The organism is Flavobacterium sp. HBTb2-11-1 (assembly GCF_009826975.1).
GTDB lineage: Bacteria > Bacteroidota > Bacteroidia > Flavobacteriales > Flavobacteriaceae > Flavobacterium.
This window is the reverse complement of sequence record NZ_WUMO01000007.1, coordinates 296,947-317,333: the sequence shown is the minus strand read 5'-3', so window position 1 is coordinate 317,333 and position 20,387 is coordinate 296,947. Positions and strand designations below refer to the sequence as shown.

The 20,387-nt window shown below is 32.3% G+C and carries 21 protein-coding genes; 12 read left to right on the top strand and 9 right to left on the bottom strand.

Translation table 11 applies throughout. The annotated features are described in order from the left end of the window. Positions 1-90: 90 nt before the first annotated feature. The 5 genes from GR162_RS17255 to GR162_RS17235 all read right to left on the bottom strand — a co-directional run bounded on the left by GR162_RS17255 (position 91) and on the right by GR162_RS17235 (position 3,489). Positions 91-408 (bottom strand): hypothetical protein, encoded by a 318-nt coding sequence (locus GR162_RS17255; protein WP_008465057.1) that lies wholly within the window; start codon positions 406-408, stop codon positions 91-93. A gap of 91 nt (positions 409-499) precedes the next feature. Continuing rightward, a complete protein-coding gene (locus tag GR162_RS17250; protein ID WP_160783133.1) occupies positions 500-865 on the bottom strand; it encodes a nuclear transport factor 2 family protein in 366 nt (121 codons plus the stop codon). Between the two features lie 16 nt (positions 866-881). After that, positions 882-2,459: a S41 family peptidase gene (locus tag GR162_RS17245; protein WP_160783132.1), complete on the bottom strand. Its 1,578-nt coding sequence runs from the start codon at positions 2,457-2,459 to the stop codon at positions 882-884. Beyond that, complete coding sequence (locus tag GR162_RS17240) at positions 2,459-2,890, bottom strand: dCMP deaminase family protein (protein ID WP_160783131.1); 432 nt, start codon at positions 2,888-2,890, stop codon at positions 2,459-2,461. The genes GR162_RS17245 and GR162_RS17240 overlap by 1 nt, the downstream gene beginning before the upstream one ends. Before the next feature lie 5 nt (positions 2,891-2,895). Then, positions 2,896-3,489, bottom strand: a complete 594-nt coding sequence (locus GR162_RS17235; RefSeq protein WP_160783130.1) for a HupE/UreJ family protein — start codon at positions 3,487-3,489, stop codon at positions 2,896-2,898. A 168-nt stretch (positions 3,490-3,657) separates the two neighbouring features. Between GR162_RS17235 and GR162_RS17230 the strand changes: the two genes are divergently transcribed. Beyond that, entirely contained in the window at positions 3,658-4,089 is a 432-nt protein-coding gene (locus GR162_RS17230) for a TerB family tellurite resistance protein (protein WP_008465064.1), read from the top strand. A gap of 162 nt (positions 4,090-4,251) precedes the next feature. Here GR162_RS17230 and fbp read toward each other — a convergent pair whose 3' ends face one another. Continuing rightward, positions 4,252-5,256 (bottom strand): class 1 fructose-bisphosphatase, encoded by a 1,005-nt coding sequence (fbp, locus tag GR162_RS17225; RefSeq protein ID WP_160783129.1) that lies wholly within the window; start codon positions 5,254-5,256, stop codon positions 4,252-4,254. A gap of 171 nt (positions 5,257-5,427) precedes the next feature. Here fbp and GR162_RS17220 point away from each other — a divergent pair, with 171 nt between their 5' ends. The 3 genes from GR162_RS17220 (at position 5,428) to GR162_RS17210 (ending at position 7,642) form a co-directional block, all read left to right on the top strand. Further along, the gene (locus GR162_RS17220; RefSeq protein WP_160783128.1) at positions 5,428-5,916 is read left to right on the top strand and encodes a GNAT family N-acetyltransferase; all 489 of its coding nucleotides are present in this window, start codon (positions 5,428-5,430) and stop codon (positions 5,914-5,916) included. Positions 5,917-6,047: 131 nt separating this feature from the next. Further along, complete coding sequence (locus tag GR162_RS17215; protein ID WP_160783127.1) at positions 6,048-7,307, top strand: aspartate kinase; 1,260 nt, start codon at positions 6,048-6,050, stop codon at positions 7,305-7,307. A 143-nt stretch (positions 7,308-7,450) separates the two neighbouring features. Continuing rightward, a complete protein-coding gene (locus GR162_RS17210; RefSeq protein ID WP_160783126.1) occupies positions 7,451-7,642 on the top strand; it encodes a hypothetical protein in 192 nt (63 codons plus the stop codon). Positions 7,643-7,653: 11 nt separating this feature from the next. On the opposite strand, the gene GR162_RS17205 is transcribed toward GR162_RS17210, so the two are convergent. Next, complete coding sequence (locus tag GR162_RS17205; protein WP_160783125.1) at positions 7,654-8,007, bottom strand: helix-turn-helix domain-containing protein; 354 nt, start codon at positions 8,005-8,007, stop codon at positions 7,654-7,656. A 165-nt stretch (positions 8,008-8,172) separates the two neighbouring features. Between GR162_RS17205 and GR162_RS17200 the strand changes: the two genes are divergently transcribed. The 7 genes from GR162_RS17200 to GR162_RS17170 all read left to right on the top strand — a co-directional run bounded on the left by GR162_RS17200 (position 8,173) and on the right by GR162_RS17170 (position 13,329). Further along, positions 8,173-8,409: a hypothetical protein gene (locus GR162_RS17200; RefSeq protein ID WP_160783124.1), complete on the top strand. Its 237-nt coding sequence runs from the start codon at positions 8,173-8,175 to the stop codon at positions 8,407-8,409. Positions 8,410-8,624: 215 nt separating this feature from the next. After that, positions 8,625-8,822, top strand: a complete 198-nt coding sequence (locus tag GR162_RS17195) for a hypothetical protein (protein ID WP_160783123.1) — start codon at positions 8,625-8,627, stop codon at positions 8,820-8,822. A gap of 84 nt (positions 8,823-8,906) precedes the next feature. Next, positions 8,907-9,536 carry a hypothetical protein gene (locus tag GR162_RS17190; protein WP_160783122.1) on the top strand — a complete coding sequence of 210 codons (630 nt, stop codon included), beginning with the start codon at positions 8,907-8,909 and terminating at the stop codon, positions 9,534-9,536. A gap of 17 nt (positions 9,537-9,553) precedes the next feature. Further along, the gene (locus tag GR162_RS17185) at positions 9,554-10,075 is read left to right on the top strand and encodes a peroxiredoxin (RefSeq protein WP_160783121.1); all 522 of its coding nucleotides are present in this window, start codon (positions 9,554-9,556) and stop codon (positions 10,073-10,075) included. Further along, positions 10,072-10,914 carry a DUF6625 family protein gene (locus GR162_RS17180; protein WP_091135481.1) on the top strand — a complete coding sequence of 281 codons (843 nt, stop codon included), beginning with the start codon at positions 10,072-10,074 and terminating at the stop codon, positions 10,912-10,914. The genes GR162_RS17185 and GR162_RS17180 overlap by 4 nt, the downstream gene beginning before the upstream one ends. Before the next feature lie 20 nt (positions 10,915-10,934). Further along, positions 10,935-13,094 carry a peptidase domain-containing ABC transporter gene (locus tag GR162_RS17175; protein ID WP_160783120.1) on the top strand — a complete coding sequence of 720 codons (2,160 nt, stop codon included), beginning with the start codon at positions 10,935-10,937 and terminating at the stop codon, positions 13,092-13,094. A 28-nt stretch (positions 13,095-13,122) separates the two neighbouring features. After that, complete coding sequence (locus GR162_RS17170; protein WP_160783119.1) at positions 13,123-13,329, top strand: DUF5808 domain-containing protein; 207 nt, start codon at positions 13,123-13,125, stop codon at positions 13,327-13,329. A 1-nt stretch (position 13,330) separates the two neighbouring features. On the opposite strand, the gene GR162_RS17165 is transcribed toward GR162_RS17170, so the two are convergent. Continuing rightward, entirely contained in the window at positions 13,331-15,571 is a 2,241-nt protein-coding gene (locus GR162_RS17165) for a TonB-dependent receptor domain-containing protein (protein WP_160783118.1), read from the bottom strand. 116 nt (positions 15,572-15,687) lie between these two features. Continuing rightward, a complete protein-coding gene (locus GR162_RS17160; protein WP_160783117.1) occupies positions 15,688-16,746 on the bottom strand; it encodes an AraC family transcriptional regulator in 1,059 nt (352 codons plus the stop codon). Between the two features lie 184 nt (positions 16,747-16,930). Between GR162_RS17160 and GR162_RS17155 the strand changes: the two genes are divergently transcribed. After that, entirely contained in the window at positions 16,931-20,365 is a 3,435-nt protein-coding gene (locus GR162_RS17155) for a hypothetical protein (RefSeq protein WP_160783116.1), read from the top strand. Positions 20,366-20,387: the final 22 nt, after the last annotated feature.

Sequence of the window (20,387 nt, the reverse complement as noted above, 5' to 3'; positions counted from 1 at the left end):
CCAAACAGAAAAAACCATTAAGAGATTAAGAAAACAGCTATACAGCTTAATAAACTTAATCTCTTAATGGTTTAAAACTTTATGGTTAACTTATTTAACCGAAACGATTTCTGTTACTTTAATATGGTTTTCATCTTCAGATTTCCATTTTTCTCCTTTTACAGACACTACATCTCCAATTTTTAATTGTTTGTAATTCTGAGGCCCGCCAACGTTTACAATACTGATTGTTGCAAAGTAAACTTCTTTTGCGTCTGTTGTAATTTTGGCCGTGTAACCATCTTTACCTGCTTCTATACCGTCTACTTTTCCTGAAACTACAGCATTAGCATCATTTTTCATAGTTGTGCAAGAGATTACAAAAGTCATTAAAAGCACTAGAAAACTTACTCTTTTTAAATTTTTCATATATTATTAGTTTAACCGCGAAGTTCGCGAGGATTTACGAAAGGTTCGCAAAGTTTTATTTTAAGTTACTATTATTTTATTGCATCAAACTTTACGCCAACTGAACACAGCTCCCTGCAATAACTTTTAGATTCTTACCCGATTTTTTCCAAACCCTTAAATATTTGAAAACTCCGCTGATTGCATTTCCGTCATAAGCGCCTTTTAAGGCAACTGTAACAGCAACAACAGCCGAATCATCAATTATACTGACAATTTGATCTGATGCTTCCAAAGAATTAATTTTTAACTTTCCTGAACGATATGATTCCAAATCAAACTCTTTCGTTATGGTTTGTCCGTCGGGCATATTAAACAATAAATCATCATGAAGGATTGTTTCCAAAGCCATAACATCCGATTTTTTAATTGCAGTCAAGAGTTCGATTTCTGCATCAACAACGGTTTCTATTTTCATGATATAAAGATTGAAGTTATTTCTTTGGAGCTAGAATTGTTTTTATCATGGCATCATCTTTCAAGATTACATCATAATAATACAATTCTCCAAACAGCTGTCGTGCAAATTCAGCTGTAATATGACGGTTTACGAGCGCTTTCGTTTTATCCAATTTCAAATCTAAACCTGTCATTAAAATATAGTTTTTAAATCTTTTGAAATAAAAATCTGAGCCTTTCATTTTAGTCAAAAACTCATTGAAATTATCTCCCGCAAAAGCATTTCTATTTTTATCTAATTCTTCAAAGACAAAATGGCCAACAATTCCTGTTTGCAATAAATAAGCAACATTTTCATTTCCATGCTCTGCTTCCATTGGGACAAAAACATCTGGAACAATTCCGCCGCCGCCATAAACGATTTTTCCTTTAGGAGTTTTAAACTTCAAAGAATCTGCTACTTTTATGCTGTCTTTTGCATATAATTCTCCAGTAGCAATTCTAGATTCCGATTCTTTAAAATATTCTTCGTTTCCTTTTTTATACGGCTTTTGAATTGATCTTCCTGTTGGTGTATAATAACGTGCTACAGTCAATCTCACAGCAGATCCGTCATTAAAGTCCATTTCTCTTTGAACAAGACCTTTTCCGAAAGAACGTCTTCCGACAATAGTTCCGCGATCATTATCTTGAATGGCTCCTGCTAAGATTTCGCTCGCAGAAGCGCTATTTTCATTAATTAAAACATATACTTTACCTGTCTCAAAACTTCCTGCTTTTGTTGCGTATGTTTTTTCAGTTGAGCCGTTTTTGCTTTTAGTGAAAACGATTAACTGTTTGTCTTTTAAAAACTCATCGGCAATAGCTATCGCTTCTTCCATATAACCGCCTCCATTATCGCGAAGGTCAATTACAAGCGACTGGATTCCTTTTTGCTTTAATCTAGTCAAACCAGTTTTAAATTCATTGAAAGTAGTTTCGGCAAAACGGTTTATTTTGATATACCCCACATTATTTCCAATCAGCAAAGAAGCATCAACACTTTTAATTGGAATAATATCTCGTTTTACTTTAAACTTTAGTTTCTTTTGTTCTGATTTCCTAAAAACAGTCAATTCAATTTCTGAACCTTGAAGTCCTTTTAATTTAGAAAACAAACTATCTGAAGGCAATTTTCTGCCATACAATTTGGTTTTTCCTGCAAATAAAATTCGATCGCCAGATTTTATTCCTGCTTTTGCTGAAGGACCGTTTTCTACTGGCTTTATGATCGCAACCGAATCTTTATACATATAAAAATTGATTCCGATTCCCACGAAATCTCCTTTCATGCTTTCGGCAACCTCAGCCTGTTCGCTTGGCGGAATATAAACTGAATGCGGATCCAATTTAGAAAGAATATTATCGACTGTAAGGTTTACAATCGAATCGGTATTGACGCTATCAACATATTCGGTATTGATAAAATCAATGAGTTTGTTAAGTTTAGTTTTGGAGTAATTTTTAGCCAAAAGCTGGTCACTTGCAGGAGCATTCATCAAGCTTCCGGCAATTGTTCCAAGAGCAAAAGTCGCTCCTATTACGATTGGCAAATATTTCGAATTAAATTTCATTATTCTTCCAAAACAGGAATATGTTCTACTTCTACCCCTGCTTTTATTAAAAATTGGATTCCCGAATCGTCACGGTATCCATTATGATATACCACTCTTTTTATACCCGACTGATGTATTAATTTGCTGCATTCTTTGCAAGGCGAAAGCGTGATATACAATGTTGCTCCTTCACAAGATTGCGTTGATCTTGCTACTTTCAGGATTGCATTTGCTTCGGCATGCAGAACATCCCAACGTGTCAATCCGTTTTCATCTTCGCAGCAATTTTCAAATCCTGACGGTGTCCCATTGTAACCATCAGAAATGATCATTCTATCTTTTACAATAATGGCACCGACTTGTTTACGCTTACAGTAAGAAAGCAGGCTCCACTCTTTTGCAATTCGCAGATATGCTTTATCGTATTTATTCAGTTTTTTTACTTCCATTTAATTTATCTGTTCCAAATTGGGCTTTCAATAATCATCGGAATTACAACTCCGATAATAAAAGCCGACATTACAAGTGCCCAGTCGCGTTTTGAAAAACGGAAAACTGTCTGCACTATATATGAAATTACCAGAACAACAAAAACTACTACCAGCTGAGCAGCTTCTATTCCTAAGGCAAACTCTCCTAAAGGCAACAATTTTGAGGTGGCAGAACCTCCTAAAATTGTTTTGAAATAATTAGAAAAACCTAGTCCGTGAATAATTCCAAAGAATAAAGTTATGAAAAATACTAGATTTACACCATCATTTTTTGAGGTCTTTCCGGCCGTAAACAAATGATAAAGAGCTGTTATCAAGATTGTAATCGGAATCAGGAATTCTACAACATTCACTTTTATGGCAATTATGCCGTAAACAGAAAGAATTAAAGCCAAGGTATGGCCAATTGTAAAAAGAGAAACCAATAAGAAAATTCTTTTCCAGTCTTTAAAAAGATACGGAACGGTTAAGGCGATTAAAAAAAGAACGTGATCGTAAGCATTAATGTCTAAAACGTGTTTTAATCCTATTTGAAAATAAATCCAAAATTGTGACATAGGTATAATGTAATTAAATAATTAGGGGTTGTAAACTTACGATTAATTTTCAAAATTAAAGATTCGGGCTACTAAATCCTGCAATAAAAATAAGTTAAATTTTAGCAGAAATTTAAAATCAATAATTTAAAAATAGGATTATATTTGTTATAATAAAACTTTATCATTATGTCATTTTCAGAATTATTTGATAGCGAATTCAAGCAAAGAAACAAAGGACACTTTTCTGCTATTGTTCGCGTAGCTTTAGCTGATGGGGTGGTTTATCCAGAAGAAAAAGCCTTTTTAGATAAACTTGCTTCTCGCTTAGAAATTACAGAATCGGAATATGAAGAAATTCTTAGCGATCCTTTAAAATATCCGATCAATCCACCTTATTCATATGTTCAACGCTTGGAGCGTTTATATGACCTAACTCGCATGGTGCATGTTGACCATCAGCTTGAAGACAAACAAGAAGTACTTCTAAAAAAGATAAGTGTTGCCCTTGGATTTACACCAAGCAACGTAGACTATATTATTGCAAAAGCATTGTCATTGGTTGACAAAAAAGTAGATGCAGATACTTTTATCTACGAAATGCAACATATGCATAAATAGTATTCAGTAATCAGTTTTTAGTATTCAGTTCTTGTACTGAAACTTGACTGCTAACGAAAATTAAAAAAACAAAACCCGACAGGTTTTAAAAACCTGTCGGGTTTAATATTTAAAATCCAGACTGAAAACTGCGACTGTGACTGAACACTAAAAACTGATCACTCACTCAGCCGCCATAAATTCCTCAGCTTTTTCTACCATCTTATAGCTCCCGCAAAAGAAAGGCACTCTTTGGTGCAATTCGGTTGGCTGAATTTCCATAATTCTTCCAAAACCATCTGTTGCTTTTCCTCCTGCTTGTTCTGCCAAAAACGCCATCGGATTACATTCGTACAGCAAACGCAACTTCCCTTTTGGCGCTTTCGAACTTGTAGGGTAAATATAAATTCCACCTTTAATCATATTTCGATGAAAATCGGCTACCAAACTTCCAATGTATCTCGAAGTGTACGGTCTGTCTCCTTCTTCTCGCTGGCAGTATTTAATGTAATTTTTTACTCCCTGCGGAAAATGAACATAGTTTCCTTCGTTTACCGAATAAATGTTCCCATTTTCTGGAAATTTCATGTTTGGATGCGAAAGATAAAATGTACCTATCGCTGGATTTAACGTAAAACCATTTACGCCATGTCCTGTCGTATACACAAGCATGGTTGAAGTTCCATAAATCACATAGCCTGCTGCAACTTGATTGATTCCCGGCTGTAAAAAATCCTCGCTAGTTACCGGAGTTCCTATTGGAGTAACTCTTCTGAAAACAGAAAAAATAGTTCCCACAGAAACATTTACATCAATGTTTGAAGATCCGTCTAGCGGATCCATTAAGATCACGTACTTATTATTATGACAGTTGTCGCTCCCCTGAACTGTAATAAAATCGTCGTTTTCTTCTGAAGCAATACCACAGACAATCTCACGGTTTATTAACGTCTGGATAAATACTTCGTTTGCATAGACATCTAATTTTTGCTGGTCTTCACCTTGGACATTCTGTTCGCCTGCCGCGCCCACAATATCTACTAAACCCGCTTGGTTTACTTTATGATTGACCACTTTTGCCGCCAATCGAATAGAGTTGATAATTCGCGAGAGCTCTCCCGACGAATACTGAAATGCTTTTTGGTTCTCAATAATAAACTCTCCCAGTGTTTTATTGCGTTCTTCCATTTCTAAATCGTTATAGTTTTATTTTTAAGTCACAAATATCGCTTATTTTGTGAGAATGATTTAAAAATTATTTTGTTTGTTTGCTACTATTGTATATTTGCTAACAATCTGCAAAAAGCATCCAATAAAATGACGCTTTTTTAGATAATAAATAGTTAAAAATAAGAATATATGAATATTAGAAAAGGAAATCCTGAAGATATGAAATCGGTGTTAGGGCTTATTCAGGAGCTGGCTATATTCGAAAAAGAGCCTGATGCGGTTGTCATTACAGAGGAAGATTTAGTGCGTGACGGATTTGGCGAAAAACCATTATTTAATGTTTTTGTAGCGGAGATCGAAAATGAAGAAAAACAGAAAGAAATTGTTGGAATAGCTTTGTATTATTACCGCTATTCTACTTGGAAAGGAAAAACCATACATCTTGAAGATTTGATCGTAAAAGAGAAGATGCGAGGCACAGGTTTAGGTTCTGCTCTTTATGCTGAAATCATGAAACAAGGAAAAAGAGATAATGTTAGAAGAGTGGAATGGAATGTTTTGGCTTGGAATACTCCAGCTGTAAATTTTTATAAAAATTCGGGCGCAAAAATCCTTGACGATTGGCAGGTCGTTCAAATGGATGAAGCTGGAGTTAATGCATTCTTAGAAAAATTATAAAAAGTTTTTTGCCACGAATTTCACAAATTAGCACGAATTAATTAGTGGAAATTAGTGAAATTCGTGGCAACAAATAAAATACTAGATTTCCTTAAATCTGGAATCTAAAATCTAAAAATCTAAAATTAAAAATGAGAGTATTTAAATTTGGTGGTGCATCAGTAAAAGATGCAGATGGAATTAAAAACGTTTATGACGTTTTACAAAAAGTAGGTTACGAAGACGTAATTCTTGTAGTTTCGGCAATGGGAAAAACAACAAATGCTCTTGAAGTTGTAATCAAGAATTACTTTGAAAAATCGACAGAATTAAATGCTTCTGTTCAAGAAATTAAAAAATATCACAATCAGATCTTATTGGATTTGTTTGAAGATGAAAATCATGCTGTTTTTGCGGCTGTAAATGCTCAGTTTGACGAATTAGAATACTTCTTGGCCCATAATAAATCTCCAAATTACAACTTTGTTTATGATCAGGTGGTAAGTTTTGGTGAATTGATTTCGACTAATATCTTAAGTCATTATATGAATTTCAGAGGAATTCAGACGCAATGGCTTGATGTTCGTAATTTCATTAAAACGAATGCAAACTATAGAGATGCTGAAGTTGACTGGGAAACTACACAGCAAAATATCAGCAAAAATGTTCCAAGAAAACAGTTAAACATCACACAAGGTTTCTTGGGTGCAGATGAAAATAACTTTACTACAACTCTTGGACGTGAAGGTTCTGATTATACTGCTGGAATTTTTGCTTACTGCTTAAATGCTGAAAGTGTAACGATATGGAAAGACGTTCCTGGAGTTATGAATGCCGATCCTCGTTATTTTGAAAATGCAAGTTTGCTAAACCAAATTTCATATCGTGAAGCTATCGAATTGGCGTTTTACGGAGCAACGGTTATTCACCCAAAAACATTACAGCCGTTACAGAAAAAAGAAATTCCATTATACGTAAAATCGTTTATCAACCCTTTATTAAAAGGAACTTGTGTATCAAAAGGCGTAGATTTGGAGCCTCAATATCCATGTTTTATTGTAAAAAGAGAACAACTTTTGATTTCTCTTTCATCAATTGATTTCTCTTTCATCATGGAAGAAAACATTAGTGAGATTTTTGGTTTATTCCACGAATTCAAAATCAAAGTGAATTTGATCCAGAACTCAGCAATTAGTTTCTCTGTTTGTGTGGAAGATAAATTTGGAAATTTCCCAGAATTGAATGCTATTCTTTCTAAAAAATTCAAAGTAGAATATAGTGAGAATGTAACCTTATATACTATTCGTCACTTTACAGAAGAAGCTGCTCAAACTGTTGAAGCTAACAAAGAAGTTTTGTTGAAACAAGTTAGCCGTGAAACCATGCAGATTGTGACTAAAGAATTAAACTAATATTGCTTTATAAAAGGTAATTATTTAATTCGAAAATTATTGAAAAGGCTTCACATAATTGTGAGGTCTTTTTTATTTCGAAAGAATTTTCTTTATTTAGTCAATTTTTGATTATATTTACTTTTCTTTCTAAAGAACTTAAAATGAGCAAAAAAGGCTTCTTATTAGTTTTCATTATTCTTGGTTTATTATACATCAGTATATCTTTAAGTCCATTACTTGCAAAAGACATAAAAGACATCTCTTTTTCAGATTTCAGATTAGTAATCGGTCCGTTTTTATCTACAGTTGGAATTCTTATAACCTATACTCAACTGAAAAGAAGAAGAAATTAACTCCCAATTATTTAATTTTTGCCTTTATTTAAGTGTCTTATAATGGTTTTCAAATCTTGAATTTGCAACTCATATTGCTTTATAATTTTTCTATAAACCCCTAACATTGCAATCTCTGTTTGTCGTTCTGTATTCATTAGACTTTCATAAACAGAATCTCCTAATCCTTTTCGAACTAATTCTTCTGGAGATATTTCAAAAATCTGACATATTTTATTAAAATGGATAGCCCAAGATGTACTCTCTCCACGTTCCATTCTAGCATAAGCCGATTGAGAAATTTTCAAATGATCCGCAGCCTCTTCTTGCGACATATTTTTTGATTTTCTCAAAACTTTTAGATTATCTCCTACAATTTTATTCATAATTAACAATTTAAAAAACAAATATAAACATAAGAATTATTTTACAATTATTCGAATTCAGGTTTTTAATAACCGATTTTCGGTTGAGACTTTTTTGTGACCTATTATAAATTTGCTATATCATTTATTCTGATAATCTAATATTAACCAATAAATTATATAATCATGGAAAAAATTGAAACTAAAATCAAAAAAATGAGTCTTGTCAATATTGAAGGCAAATTGACAAAAGATGAAATGGAGAATGTTATGGCTGGGAGTACAGGTAGAAATTGCTTTTTAATGGGCGTTGGAATTGGATTCATGGGAGCTGCCTCAGCTATCGGAGGTGGTGTTGGGATGCTATTTGCTGGTGGAGCTATTGGAGGATTTTATTCTGCTGCATCTTCAAATTGCTTTTAAAACTTAACACTATGAAAAAAATAGGATCAAAATTGTTCATAATTTCATTTAACATTATTGCTTCAATATTAGTTTTTTGTAATGAGAGATTGCTTTTTCAAATTGACAATATTTGGATTCATTTTTTACTCATAATGCTTATAATATGGAACATGTTATTGTTGTATATGTTTATAAAAGAAAAGTAAGTTTTTAATTTAAAAAAAACATAAATCATGAAAAAAAGAAAAGTAAAAAAAATATGTCTTGCAAATATTGGGAATAAACTCACTACATCTGAAATGGAAAGCATTATGGCTGGAAGCGGATATGGTTGTGGTACAGTGGGTATCATGTTTGTGTGGGCAAATGTTGGTGCTAATTCAACTTCTCAGTTTTGGAATACAATGGCAAAAGCATGCTGGAATAGCTAGATTAACTAGATAATAGTATTGAAAAGAAAGGCATTACCTCAAAAGAGGTAGTGCTTTTATTAACAATCGTAAAATATTTACTTTATGAAGAGTCCTTTTGCAAAATATATAATACTTTCAATATTACTTATAATTATAGCAGAAATAACAAGTAGGATTCTACATCTAAATAGTTTAATTCGTGATTATCTTTCAGATTTTTTCACATTACAACAAATCGAGAAGTATTTTGAATTTCAGGATAAATGGCATTCGTTGACATATTTCTATATTTCAATAATGCTTTTACTTAAAACATCGATTATTGCAACAATTCTTTATGTTGGCTTATTCTTAAATAGCCGAGATTTGAAATTTAAACAAATATGGAATATTGCTCTCAATACAGAATTCATTTTTTTATTAGTTCCAATAATTAAAACTCTTTGGTTTTTATTTTTTCAACCTGACTACAATTTAATAGATGTTCAAAATTTCTACCCCTTATCAGCTTTAAATATTGTGGGTTACAAAAATCTGGAAACATGGTTCATTTATCCTTTTCAGGTACTCAATTTATTTGAACTCTCATACATTATTTATTTGGCATATCAAATTGGCAAAATAACAAACACAAATGCTGACTATGGATTAAAAATAGTTGGCTTAAGCTATATACCATCATTAGCTTTATGGGTTGCGACAGTAATGTTTTTCACTCTTAATTACACTTAATTTATAAAAGAAGAAAAATGAAAAAGCCGTTAAAAATATTTTTGCCCCTAACTGTTTTGATTCTTTTATCCTTTCTGATAACTAAAATAATTTTTAGAATAAATCATAAAAATGAGGTCACAAAAAATATCAAAAAAATACCTGAATTTTCATTTGAGGATATCAATGGGGTTTTATTCAACAATCATAACTTAAAAAAAAACACACCAACCATATTCTTATATTTTAATACTGAATGTGAGTTTTGCAATACTGAAGTTGAAATAATTAAGAAAAACATTGAGCAATTCAAAAACACACAATTGATATTTATTTCATTTGAATCACCTTTAAAAATCAAAAAATTTGCCGAAAATTATCAGTTATTGAATCATGATAACATTCATTTCATCTATGACAAACAAGTTGTCTTTTCTAAAACATTTGATGTTAAAGCTTTTCCAACAATTGTAATCTATAATAATCAACAACAATTATTAGAAAAAATAAAAGGTCAAGTAAAAATTGATCACATCTTGAAGAAAATAAATAAACAATGACAAAATTAACTTCTATTGCAATGCTTACATGTTGGTATGGCGATTATCCATGGTATTTTCCGTATTTTGTCCATTCTTGCGTCTACAATCCAACTGTTGATTTTATAATAATTACCAATAACCTCGAAACTATTCCAAACAAACCCAAAAATGTAAAGATTATTTACAAAACTCCTGATGACATTCGAAATTTAGCTTCACAAAAATTGGGTTTTACCGTTAATCTCGAATATCCGTACAAACTATGCGATTTCAAACCTGCATATGGTTTTATTTTTTCTGACATATTACAGGACTATGATTTTTGGGGACATGGTGATATTGATATGGTTTATGGCAACATACGAGATTTTATGACTGAAGAATTACTTTCAGAATATGATGTTGTAAGTAGCAGACACGATTTCATAACTGGTACATTTTGTTTGTACCGAAATATTGAATTTACCAACACATTATTTAAGCAAAGCAAAGATTATAAACTTGTTTTTAGCAGACCTGAGCATTTTTGTTTTGATGAATGCAATTTTTTATTTTATGAATTGCAGAATGGAGCCTCAATATTTGATTTTCCAGAGCGAATACAAAGTATGACTTATGTGGTTAAACAAGCAGAAAAAGAAGGTAAAATAAAAGCTTTCTTTGATTTCATAATTGTTGAAGGTTTACCAGGTGATATAAAATGGGATAATGGAAGTATTATATACAAAAATGAATTTGAAGGCATGTATTATAATCTAATTCGATTAAAAAATATTGTAAAAGATCATGTGCCTTTAAATCCAATACCAAACGTTTTCTATTTTACACCAAACGATATTGTTAAAGATAAAATATAGTTTCATTAGCTACATTATCAATGATTTCAAAACACATCAGAAACACCCATACTTTACAACTTGACAGATCTGATTGTGGAGTTGCCTGTTTACTATCCATAATTAAATTTTATAAAGGCAATTATTCGCTGGAAAAACTAAGAGAACTAAGTGGCACAACGTCTCAGGGAACAACTATGCTTGGTTTGTATGAAGTTGCCAACAATCTTGGTTTTGATGCCGAAGGATTTAACATTTCAACAGATACTTTAAAAGAAAATACAGAACCTGCAATTCTACAAATCAAAACAGAAAACAATTCAGATCATTATGTAGTCTGTTATGAATATGATAAAGAAAAAGGATTTATAATTGGAGATCCAGCTATCGGAATAAATTATATCTCGGAAAAAAATCTTGACCAATTATGGCAATCAAAGAACTGCTTGTTACTATTTCCAAACTCAAAATTTGTAACTGAGAAACAAATAGAAAAAACGAAAAAAAAGTACTTCATTACCTTACTTAGAGATGATTTTAAACTATTAATCATTTCGACAATCATTGGTATTTTTGTTGCTGGACTAGGAATGGCAATGGCTATCTTTTCTCAAAAATTAATCGACGATATATTGCCTTCAAATAATATAAACAAATTAATTTCCGGAATCACACTACTATTCATCCTACTTTCTGCAAGAGTTGGATTGTCAATTTTAAGACAGCACTTCTTAATACAACAATCTAAAGATTTCAACAACCGAATAAATAATACCTTTTTCTCTTCATTATTACAATTGCCCAAACTTTTTTTCCATACACGAAAAATAGGCGAATTAATAGCTAGATTAAATGACACACAACGAATACAGAGTGTTATTAAAACCTTAACGAGTTCATTAGTTATTGATACATTGGTTGCACTTATTTCTTTAGTTTTTCTATTTAGTTTTTCCTGGCAATTAGGAATAATTTCGTTACTAAGCTTACCAATTTATTTCTATATAATTTACAGGAATAATAAAAACATTATAAAATCCCAAGTGGATGTTATGCAAAATTATGCTTTGACAGAAAGCAACTTCATCAATACAATTCAAGGCATTTCAACTATAAAAAACTACAACAAACAATATATTTTTAGCAAATTAAATCAAAATATTTTTTCTGGTTTTCAGGAGAAAATTTTCAATTTAGAAAAAATAAATATTTCTCTATCATGGCAATCAGGTTTTGCAAGTGTTTTATTTTTGATTGGAGTTTTAATTTATGCTTCAATTCAAGTTTTTAATAAAGAAATCAAAATAGGAGAATTGATGGCTATTTTAGGAATTGTAGGCTCCTTACTTCCTTCGATTGCAAATTTAGCGTTAATTTCAATCCCGATAAACGAAGCTAAAATAGCTTTTAACAGAATGTATGAATTTGCATCAATCGAAAAAGAAAATGAAGATGGTTTAGAAATTTTTGAAATAAATAAAATTTCAATTCAAAATATTTCTTTTAGATTTCCAGGGCGAAGCCTTTTATTTCATGATTTACATATAGAAATTGAAAAAGGCAAAATTATTGCAATTGTTGGAGAAAGTGGCAGTGGAAAAAGTACACTAGGTCAAATACTAAAACGCTTTTATCCGTATGAAATCGGAAATATAACAGTTAATAATAAATATAAGCTTTCTGAAATTGGATTAAAAAGTTATAGAGAATTATTAGGTGTAGTCCCACAGGAAATAACAATTTTCAACGGAAATGTATTAGACAACATTTTGTTGGGAGCTACAGAAACGCTTGAAAACATGATTGATTTTATCCGCAAATATGGTTTTGAATTATATTTTGACCTATTACCACAAGGCTTAATGACAATTGTTGGTGAAGAAGGAATCAATTTAAGTGGCGGACAAAAACAAATTATCGCACTCGCCAGAGCTCTTTTTAAAAAGCCACAATTTTTAATTTTAGATGAAGCCACTTCAGCTATGGATCGAAAAACTGAGAATTTCACTATTCAGTTACTCCAAAAAATAAAACAAGATTGTGCGGTTTTATTCATTTCGCATCGCTTACATAAATTAAGAAATATTGCTGATACGATTTATATATTGGAAAATAGAACAATAACAAAGTTTGGAAATCATGAAGAATTAATGAAAACAGATAATTTTTACAGTGAATATTGGAAAGAAAACATCTCTTAATAAAATTTATGAACCACAACAATTAACCTTGAAAAAGAACAAAAACAATTGGAAACAAGATCCAGACAATTGGGTATGGGGACTTTTCTATTACAATCCAGAAGATAAAAGAATTTTTCCTCCAAAGAGAATTAAAGAATTTGGCTGGACGATCAACTTTGCAAATCCTAATTCAGTTTTTCTTTGCGTTGTGCTTATTCTTGTTTTAATGATTTTATCAGAAAGTATCAAGTAATCTACCTCGTCCTATTATTCTCCGACTGTTCAATTTCAGTTTTCTTATAAGTCACCTTTTTTGAGTCTCCAAAATTGTAAGTTGCAATTATTTTAAAATAATCAGTACTATAGGTTCGGTGATAATAAATTTGGGTTTGCCCGACATTATAATCACCTGAAACCATAAACTTATGAAAGATGTCGTTTGCGGTAAAATTGAGTTTTAGTGCGTCTTTAAAAAAATTTCTTTCTATTCCTAAAGTTATGGTTGAACGGCCGTTTTCGCTTCCTAATCCGTAGCTGCGGTCGCTTAAATACCAAGCTAAAAATTGCAACTTAAAAAGTTTAGGAATCGTAAATGTATTATTAGTATATAAATAAATCTGAGGTTCTACCGGACTAAAAGCAAATGCATAATAATTGTCTACCGATTTCTGCCATGTGATGCTGGCTGTATTAACAGAGTTCCACCATTTGAAGTTGAAAGATCTGGAAAGCGAGGTAAAAAAAGTATGCCCTTTTTCAAGATTCAGTGCTCTTAAAATATAACTGTTTGGTGTATCTCCTCGCAAAGCAGCTGCAGAAATAGGATCAATTTTATAAGTGTAACCGACTTTAAAATCGAACTTTTTGTACATCGTGCCTATTTCAAAAGCATGTGTTTTTTCTGGAAGCAGATTTGGATTTCCTTCAATTGTAGTAAAAGGATCCTGATAAATCACATACGGATTTAAAGCCTGATATCTGGGTCTTGTAATTCTGGAAACATAAGAGAAATGTCCTTTCCAATCTTCTGAAAGATCAAAATTCAAAAGTGCGTTTGGAAAAAAATTACCGTACGATTTATCAAATTTCTGAATTCCGTTGGCATTTGTAAACAAATTATAGCTTGTTTTTTCACCGCGTGCACCAAGCGAAAAATTAACTTTTTCGTTTAATGTCATAATATAATTAAAGTAAGCGGCGGCAATTTTTTCATTGTATTTAAAATCACTCGAAAGCTCATCGTCGAATTCAAAATTTATTTCGTCATCAGAAATCAAAAAATCTGTTCCTGAGTTTATCGTGGCGTTACTAAACTTTGCTCCTGCTTCGAGTTTTGTCTTTTCATTTATTTTCTTCGAATAATCGGCTTGAACAGCTATTATATTGATTCTGCTTCCAACATTATTCTTTAAAAATCTTTCAGAATCTGTTTGTTCTACCAAATTGTTTTCTTCAATAAAATCTCTTATCGTTTGATTGTAATTTGAAAATTGTGATCCAATAAATAATGTAGAACCTTTAGCAGTTATCCAATTATAATTCAAATTGGCAAACTGATTTAACAAAACATCATTTCGGTCAACATCTGTAGCATAAAAACTTTTTCCTGAATTGTTGGTTATCGAATTCCTGCTTACTGTAATGCCGCCCAAATCGCTCACATTTCCGCTATAAGCCAATGAAATATAATTATTTGTAGAAAAACTATACTGAAGCCCTAATCCGAAATTCGAATAATTATTAAATCTTCTTTTCCAATCGGTTGTCAATTCAGATTTCATAAAATCATCTGGATTTGGTCGGGTTCTGGTCGTATACAGCAGCTCGCGATTTCTTCCTAACTGCAAACCGTAATTAGTTACAAAAGAGAATTTCCCTTTAGAATAATTAAAATCTAAAAGCGTGTTGTAAAGCGTTCCTCCAAATTTAGACACTGTTACATGCTGATTGACAGTTCCCATTACACCACTATCCATATTTTGTTTGGTTATAATATTGATCACCGCTTTTCCTTCGGCATCATATCTCGAAGAAGGATTGGAAATAACTTCAATTTTTTGAATCTGAGAAACTGGAATTGCGGCAAACCGTTCGTAATTAATCAAAACTCCGTTGAGATAAATAATGGCTTCGCCTTTCCCGACAACGCTAATTTCTCCGTCGGCGACCACAACATTTGGCACTCTTCCAAGCAATTCGTTTACCGAACTGCTTGTTGCCAGAACGGTTCCGTTTACATTGACATCAATGTTTCCGTTTGCTCCATATTTTAGCAATGAAGGCTGGCTTTTTATAACCACTTCATTTAATTCATTTTGCTCTTTCTCTTTACTAAGCACAGTATCTTGAGCAGACTTTAATGGCTTTTTTCCGAGAATCACATCATCGCTGTAATAACTTTTGTCTTTAACATTTTTGAAGCGTTGCGCTTTTATTTCTATTGATGAAAAAGCAAGAAAAAAAATAGAAATGATAACCCATTTTAGAAATCTCATAAATTTTAATGATTAGCTGTTTGACTTTTATTTGAAACAAAAGTCATCTGAAAATCAATAAATGAGATTGCAAAAAGCGAAATCAGGAGTACGGATTTATAAATTAATACTCCCTTTTAAGGTTGTAAAGCCTGAATTTGATAATTAAGTGGGGTTGTTCCCGTATGTTTTTTGAAGGCCGCGAAAAAAGTAGATTTAGAATTAAAACCAACATCGTAGCCAACGGATTCTAGAGTCAATTTATCTGAAGATGTAATAATTTTACAAGCTTCACTGATTCTAAATTCGTTTACATAACTCGTAAAATTCTTTCCTAAATTGTTATTCAGAAACTGCGACAGTTGGTGGCTTGAAATATTAATTTCTTGGGATAAATCTTGAAGTGTCAAGTTCGGATTTTTGTACAGACTCTTTTCATACATGGCGTTCTCCAGTTTTTCTGACCAGATTGTCGCTTCTGCTGGATCTATTTTTTTATTCGAAATCTTTCCATTCAATAAAAACAAATCGTCTGTTTTTTTTCGGTACAAAAGAATCGAAATTCCTAAGTATAAAATGAACGAAAAAACCACTGCGCCACTTATATAAGTAGCTGCCGAAGCTCCCATAATCGCCAAGAAATAAAATAGAAATAAGAGAAAATTTCCCAAGTACAATGTCCCAAACCAGAGTTCTGACGGACTTGTTTTTTCTTTGCTGCTGAAAATTTTCTTCAAAATACTTCTAATAGTAAATCCTGAAAAAACGATGTAAACAAACCATTGAAAGTATATGACCAGTATAAAATAATTTCTCCATAGATCAGAATAAGTTTCATAAGGGTACAAAATTCCCGCACCAACAATAAGAGTTCCCCAAAATGCCAATATAAACTTCCAAGATTTTGGCATTATCTGAACTTCATCAACCGCTGATTTGACGAAATAATACAAACAAGGCCCAATAAAAAAACAAGCTGTTAGTCCAAACTGGAGATACATTTTTGGCAGCTCCGGATGAAAATAAACAAATACAGATTTTGCAATTCGGATACTTAGAGCAAACAAAAGCGCACCCAGAAAATAATTCGTCAGGTGTTTTTTCTTGGTAAAAAAGAAGAAATAAACTCCGAGAATAATTCCGTTGAAAGCTCCTAAAGCACTAAAAAAGAATAAAAGTTCTTTGCTAGTATCCATAATGTAAGTTAGTTATATCCTAAACAAAGCTAAAAAAAAGATTCGCTTACTATGAGATTTTTTCTGCAATTATTTTACTCTCCGATTTTAAAAATCTCAAAACGCTTCATTTTTCAATAAATACAAGCCTCATAATTTCTTGATTATAAATACTACTTTTGACTTTTTACAGTTTAGAGTATTTATGTTGAAAAAATTACTGTTTTTGACGGTTTTCTTCTGGTTTTCTGTGCTTCAGGCTCAGGAAACTGAATCGCTGTACAAAACCAAAAAAGTAGTAGTTTCAAAAGACACCATTCATCTAGAAAAAGTGGCCATCAACTCTGGATTTTTTCAGATTCTAAATTCTAAAAACGAACCTGTTGATTCGACTTCCTATAAGGTCGATTTTCAAAAAGGATATTTGCTTTTTAATGAAAAATACCCAGCTATTTCAGATACTTTGATTGTCAATTATCTTAATTATCCTGACTTCTTAACCAAAGAATATAGCCTTTATAAATCGGATCAGATTGTAAGCGGTGATGTTGGAACAGACAAACTGTACAGAATAGACAACACTTCAAACGCAAAAAAAGCAACTCCTTTTGACGGACTTGAAACTTCTGGAAGCATTACTCGAGGCGTTACGGTGGGAAATAATCAAAGTACGGTTTTAAACTCCAATTTAGACTTGCAGATTACAGGAAAACTATCGGACAAAGTGAGTTTAAGAGCTTCACTCCAAGATAATAATATTCCGCTGCAAGATGGCGGTTATTCGCAGAAACTCGATCAGTTTGATAATATTTTCATAGAACTTTTTAGTGACGATTGGAACATTCGCGCCGGCGATGTCTTTTTAGAAAATAGAAAAACCCAATTTTTAGGCTTTAATAAAAAGGTTCAAGGACTTTCTGCCAACTTCGATTTTGATACCGAAAAAAGTAAAACCAATGTTTTTGCCTCAGTCGCTTTTGTAAAAGGCCAATATGCCAAAAGTACTTTTACAGGACAAGAAGGCAATCAAGGTCCGTATAAATTAAAAGGCCAGAATGGCGAATTGTATGTTCTCGTGATTTCGGGATCAGAACGAGTTTATGTAAACGGCGTTTTATTAAAAAGAGGCGAAAACAATGATTATGTGATTGATTACAATGCCGGAGAAATTGTCTTTACGTCACTTTTTACCATCACTTCAGAAATGCGTATTAATGTCGAATACCAATATTCTGAACGAAATTACAATCGTCTTGTGACATACGCAGGCGCAACGCATGAAAACAAAAACTGGAGTTTTGGAGGTTATGTATATTCTGAAAATGACATGAAAAATCAGCCTTTGCAGCAAAATCTTTCTCCAGAACAAGTTCAGATTTTAAGCCAAGCTGGAGATGATATTAATTTGATGAAAGCGCCTTCTGCCTATGAAGATACCTATGCGGAGAATAAAATTCTGTACAAAAAAATATTGGTCAATTCGGTTGAAGCTTATGAATATTCAAATAATCCTGCCGATGTTTTGTACAATGTAAGATTTAGTCAAGTTGGTGCGAATGCTGGAAATTATATTATTCAAAACAATAATTCTGTTGAACGTATTTATCAATATGTTGAACCTGTAAACGGAATTCTACAAGGAAATTACGAGCCAATTGTACAGCTTGTCGCGCCAATGAAACTTCAGGTGGCGACTTTTTTAGGGAAATATAATCCGAATGAGAAAACGTTGGTTGATTTTGAATTGGCAGTCAGCAATAATGACCAGAATTTATTTTCTGGAATTGATGATGCTAATAATGAAGGGGTGGCTTTTAAAACCAATCTTAAAAAACGCCTTTTTTCTAGAAGCTGGAATTTAGATGCTTTTGCAAATTATCAATATGTACAGCAGAATTTCAAATCGGTAGAACGTTTGTACAATATTGAATTTAATCGCGATTGGAATTTAACTGGAACTCTGTATGGCAATCAAAGCCTTTTGGTTACGGGTTTGAATTTTGACTTATTTTCGAAAAAAGAAACTTCAAATATTGGTTTGCTGACTTATCAATTTGAGAAATTAGATTTTAGTGAGAGCTATTCTGGAGCGAGGCATACAACAAACGCTTTATTCAAATTGAAAAATTGGACGATTGAAAACAACGGAAGTTTTCTAAATTCTGACGCCACAACTTCGACTTCAAAGTTCATTAGAAACCAGACCAGGACTAAATATCATTTTGGAAAAAATTGGGTTGGAGGAACTATGCAATTGGAAGACAATCAGCAAAAAGATAAAGTTACCAATCAGTTTTCGGCTGTAAGCCAAAGATTTTTAGAATATGGAGTATTTACCGGACGCGGCGACAGCACTAAAGTTTTTGTTGAAGTTGGTTTTCTACAAAGACGAAACGATAGTTTGCAAAATGGATTATTACAGCACGTTAATAATTCGCAGACGTATTATTTAAAATCAAAATTGATCCAGAACAAAACAACTGATTTAGCCGTTTATGCAAGTTATCGAAATTTAGATTTTACTGATAAATCTAGACAGAACGAACCTTCATTAAATTCGAGAATTTTATACAATGATCGTTTTTTTAATCAGTTTATGCAGATTGGAACGGCTTACGAAACTAGTTCTGGAACTATTGCACAGCAAGAATTTACATATGTAGAAGTCCCGACAGGTCAAGGTGTTTATACTTGGAATGATTATAACGGCAACGGAATTCAGGAATTGGAAGAATTTGAAGTTGCGGTTTACCAAGATCAGGCGCGATATGTAAGGGTTTTTCTTCCAAATCAGGTTTACATCAAAACCAACCAAAATAAGTTTTCGCAATCCTTAACTTTAAATCCGTTGCAATGGCAGAATGAAAAAGGTTTTAAAAAACTGCTGTCTTATTTTTACAATCAGACCTCTTTTATAATGGATCGAAAGGTGAAAAGCGATGGAGAAAAATTAGAATTGAATCCGTTTGATTCTTCAGAAGACAATATTTTAGGATTGAATTCGAGTTTCAGAAATAGTTTATTTTACAATCGAGGCAAGCAAAAACATTCGGTTACGTATTCTTATTTGATTAATAAAGGTAAAAGTCTGCTTTCTGTTGGTTCGCAGCATGTACAGAATTATTCGCATCAAATTCAGTACACCCATTTATACCAAAACAGCTGGCTATTTAATTTCTTCACCAAAACCATAAAAACCGATTTGGTTTCTAAAGATTTTGTTGAAAAAAACTATGATATTCAAGGCTGGCAACTGGCACCAAAAGTCAGTTATTTATTCTCAAAAAACACCAAATTGGATTTCTTTTACGAGCTTCAAAACAAAAAAAATCAGATGGGAAATTTCGAAACTTTAGATCAAAATAGAATCGGAACTTCTTTTTCTTATGCAGGCGAAAAGAAAGTGACGGTGAATGGCGAATTTTCTTTTTATGAAAATAAATTTAACGGAAATGAATTTTCATCAGTCGGTTTTCAGATGCTCGAAGGACTTCAAGCGGGATCAAATTTGGTTTGGAAACTGCTTCTGCAAAAGAACATTACGTCATTTTTGGATGTCAATTTAAATTATCAGGGCAGAAAAAGCGAAACGGGAAATACGATTCATACGGGAAACGTTCAGCTTCGTGCATATTTTTAATGTGTTGCGAAAAAGATGACAA

Coding starts and splice junctions, on each gene's coding strand:
- GR162_RS17255 (WP_008465057.1), bottom strand. CDS start 408: ATGAAAAATTTAAAAAGAGTAAGTTTTCTAGTGCTTTTAATGACTTTT.
- GR162_RS17250 (WP_160783133.1), bottom strand. CDS start 865: ATGAAAATAGAAACCGTTGTTGATGCAGAAATCGAACTCTTGACTGCA.
- GR162_RS17245 (WP_160783132.1), bottom strand. CDS start 2,459: ATGAAATTTAATTCGAAATATTTGCCAATCGTAATAGGAGCGACTTTT.
- GR162_RS17240 (WP_160783131.1), bottom strand. CDS start 2,890: ATGGAAGTAAAAAAACTGAATAAATACGATAAAGCATATCTGCGAATT.
- GR162_RS17235 (WP_160783130.1), bottom strand. CDS start 3,489: ATGTCACAATTTTGGATTTATTTTCAAATAGGATTAAAACACGTTTTA.
- GR162_RS17230 (WP_008465064.1), top strand. CDS start 3,658: ATGTCATTTTCAGAATTATTTGATAGCGAATTCAAGCAAAGAAACAAA.
- fbp (WP_160783129.1), bottom strand. CDS start 5,256: ATGGAAGAACGCAATAAAACACTGGGAGAGTTTATTATTGAGAACCAA.
- GR162_RS17220 (WP_160783128.1), top strand. CDS start 5,428: ATGAATATTAGAAAAGGAAATCCTGAAGATATGAAATCGGTGTTAGGG.
- GR162_RS17215 (WP_160783127.1), top strand. CDS start 6,048: ATGAGAGTATTTAAATTTGGTGGTGCATCAGTAAAAGATGCAGATGGA.
- GR162_RS17210 (WP_160783126.1), top strand. CDS start 7,451: ATGAGCAAAAAAGGCTTCTTATTAGTTTTCATTATTCTTGGTTTATTA.
- GR162_RS17205 (WP_160783125.1), bottom strand. CDS start 8,007: ATGAATAAAATTGTAGGAGATAATCTAAAAGTTTTGAGAAAATCAAAA.
- GR162_RS17200 (WP_160783124.1), top strand. CDS start 8,173: ATGGAAAAAATTGAAACTAAAATCAAAAAAATGAGTCTTGTCAATATT.
- GR162_RS17195 (WP_160783123.1), top strand. CDS start 8,625: ATGAAAAAAAGAAAAGTAAAAAAAATATGTCTTGCAAATATTGGGAAT.
- GR162_RS17190 (WP_160783122.1), top strand. CDS start 8,907: ATGAAGAGTCCTTTTGCAAAATATATAATACTTTCAATATTACTTATA.
- GR162_RS17185 (WP_160783121.1), top strand. CDS start 9,554: ATGAAAAAGCCGTTAAAAATATTTTTGCCCCTAACTGTTTTGATTCTT.
- GR162_RS17180 (WP_091135481.1), top strand. CDS start 10,072: ATGACAAAATTAACTTCTATTGCAATGCTTACATGTTGGTATGGCGAT.
- GR162_RS17175 (WP_160783120.1), top strand. CDS start 10,935: ATGATTTCAAAACACATCAGAAACACCCATACTTTACAACTTGACAGA.
- GR162_RS17165 (WP_160783118.1), bottom strand. CDS start 15,571: ATGAGATTTCTAAAATGGGTTATCATTTCTATTTTTTTTCTTGCTTTT.
- GR162_RS17160 (WP_160783117.1), bottom strand. CDS start 16,746: ATGGATACTAGCAAAGAACTTTTATTCTTTTTTAGTGCTTTAGGAGCT.
- GR162_RS17155 (WP_160783116.1), top strand. CDS start 16,931: ATGTTGAAAAAATTACTGTTTTTGACGGTTTTCTTCTGGTTTTCTGTG.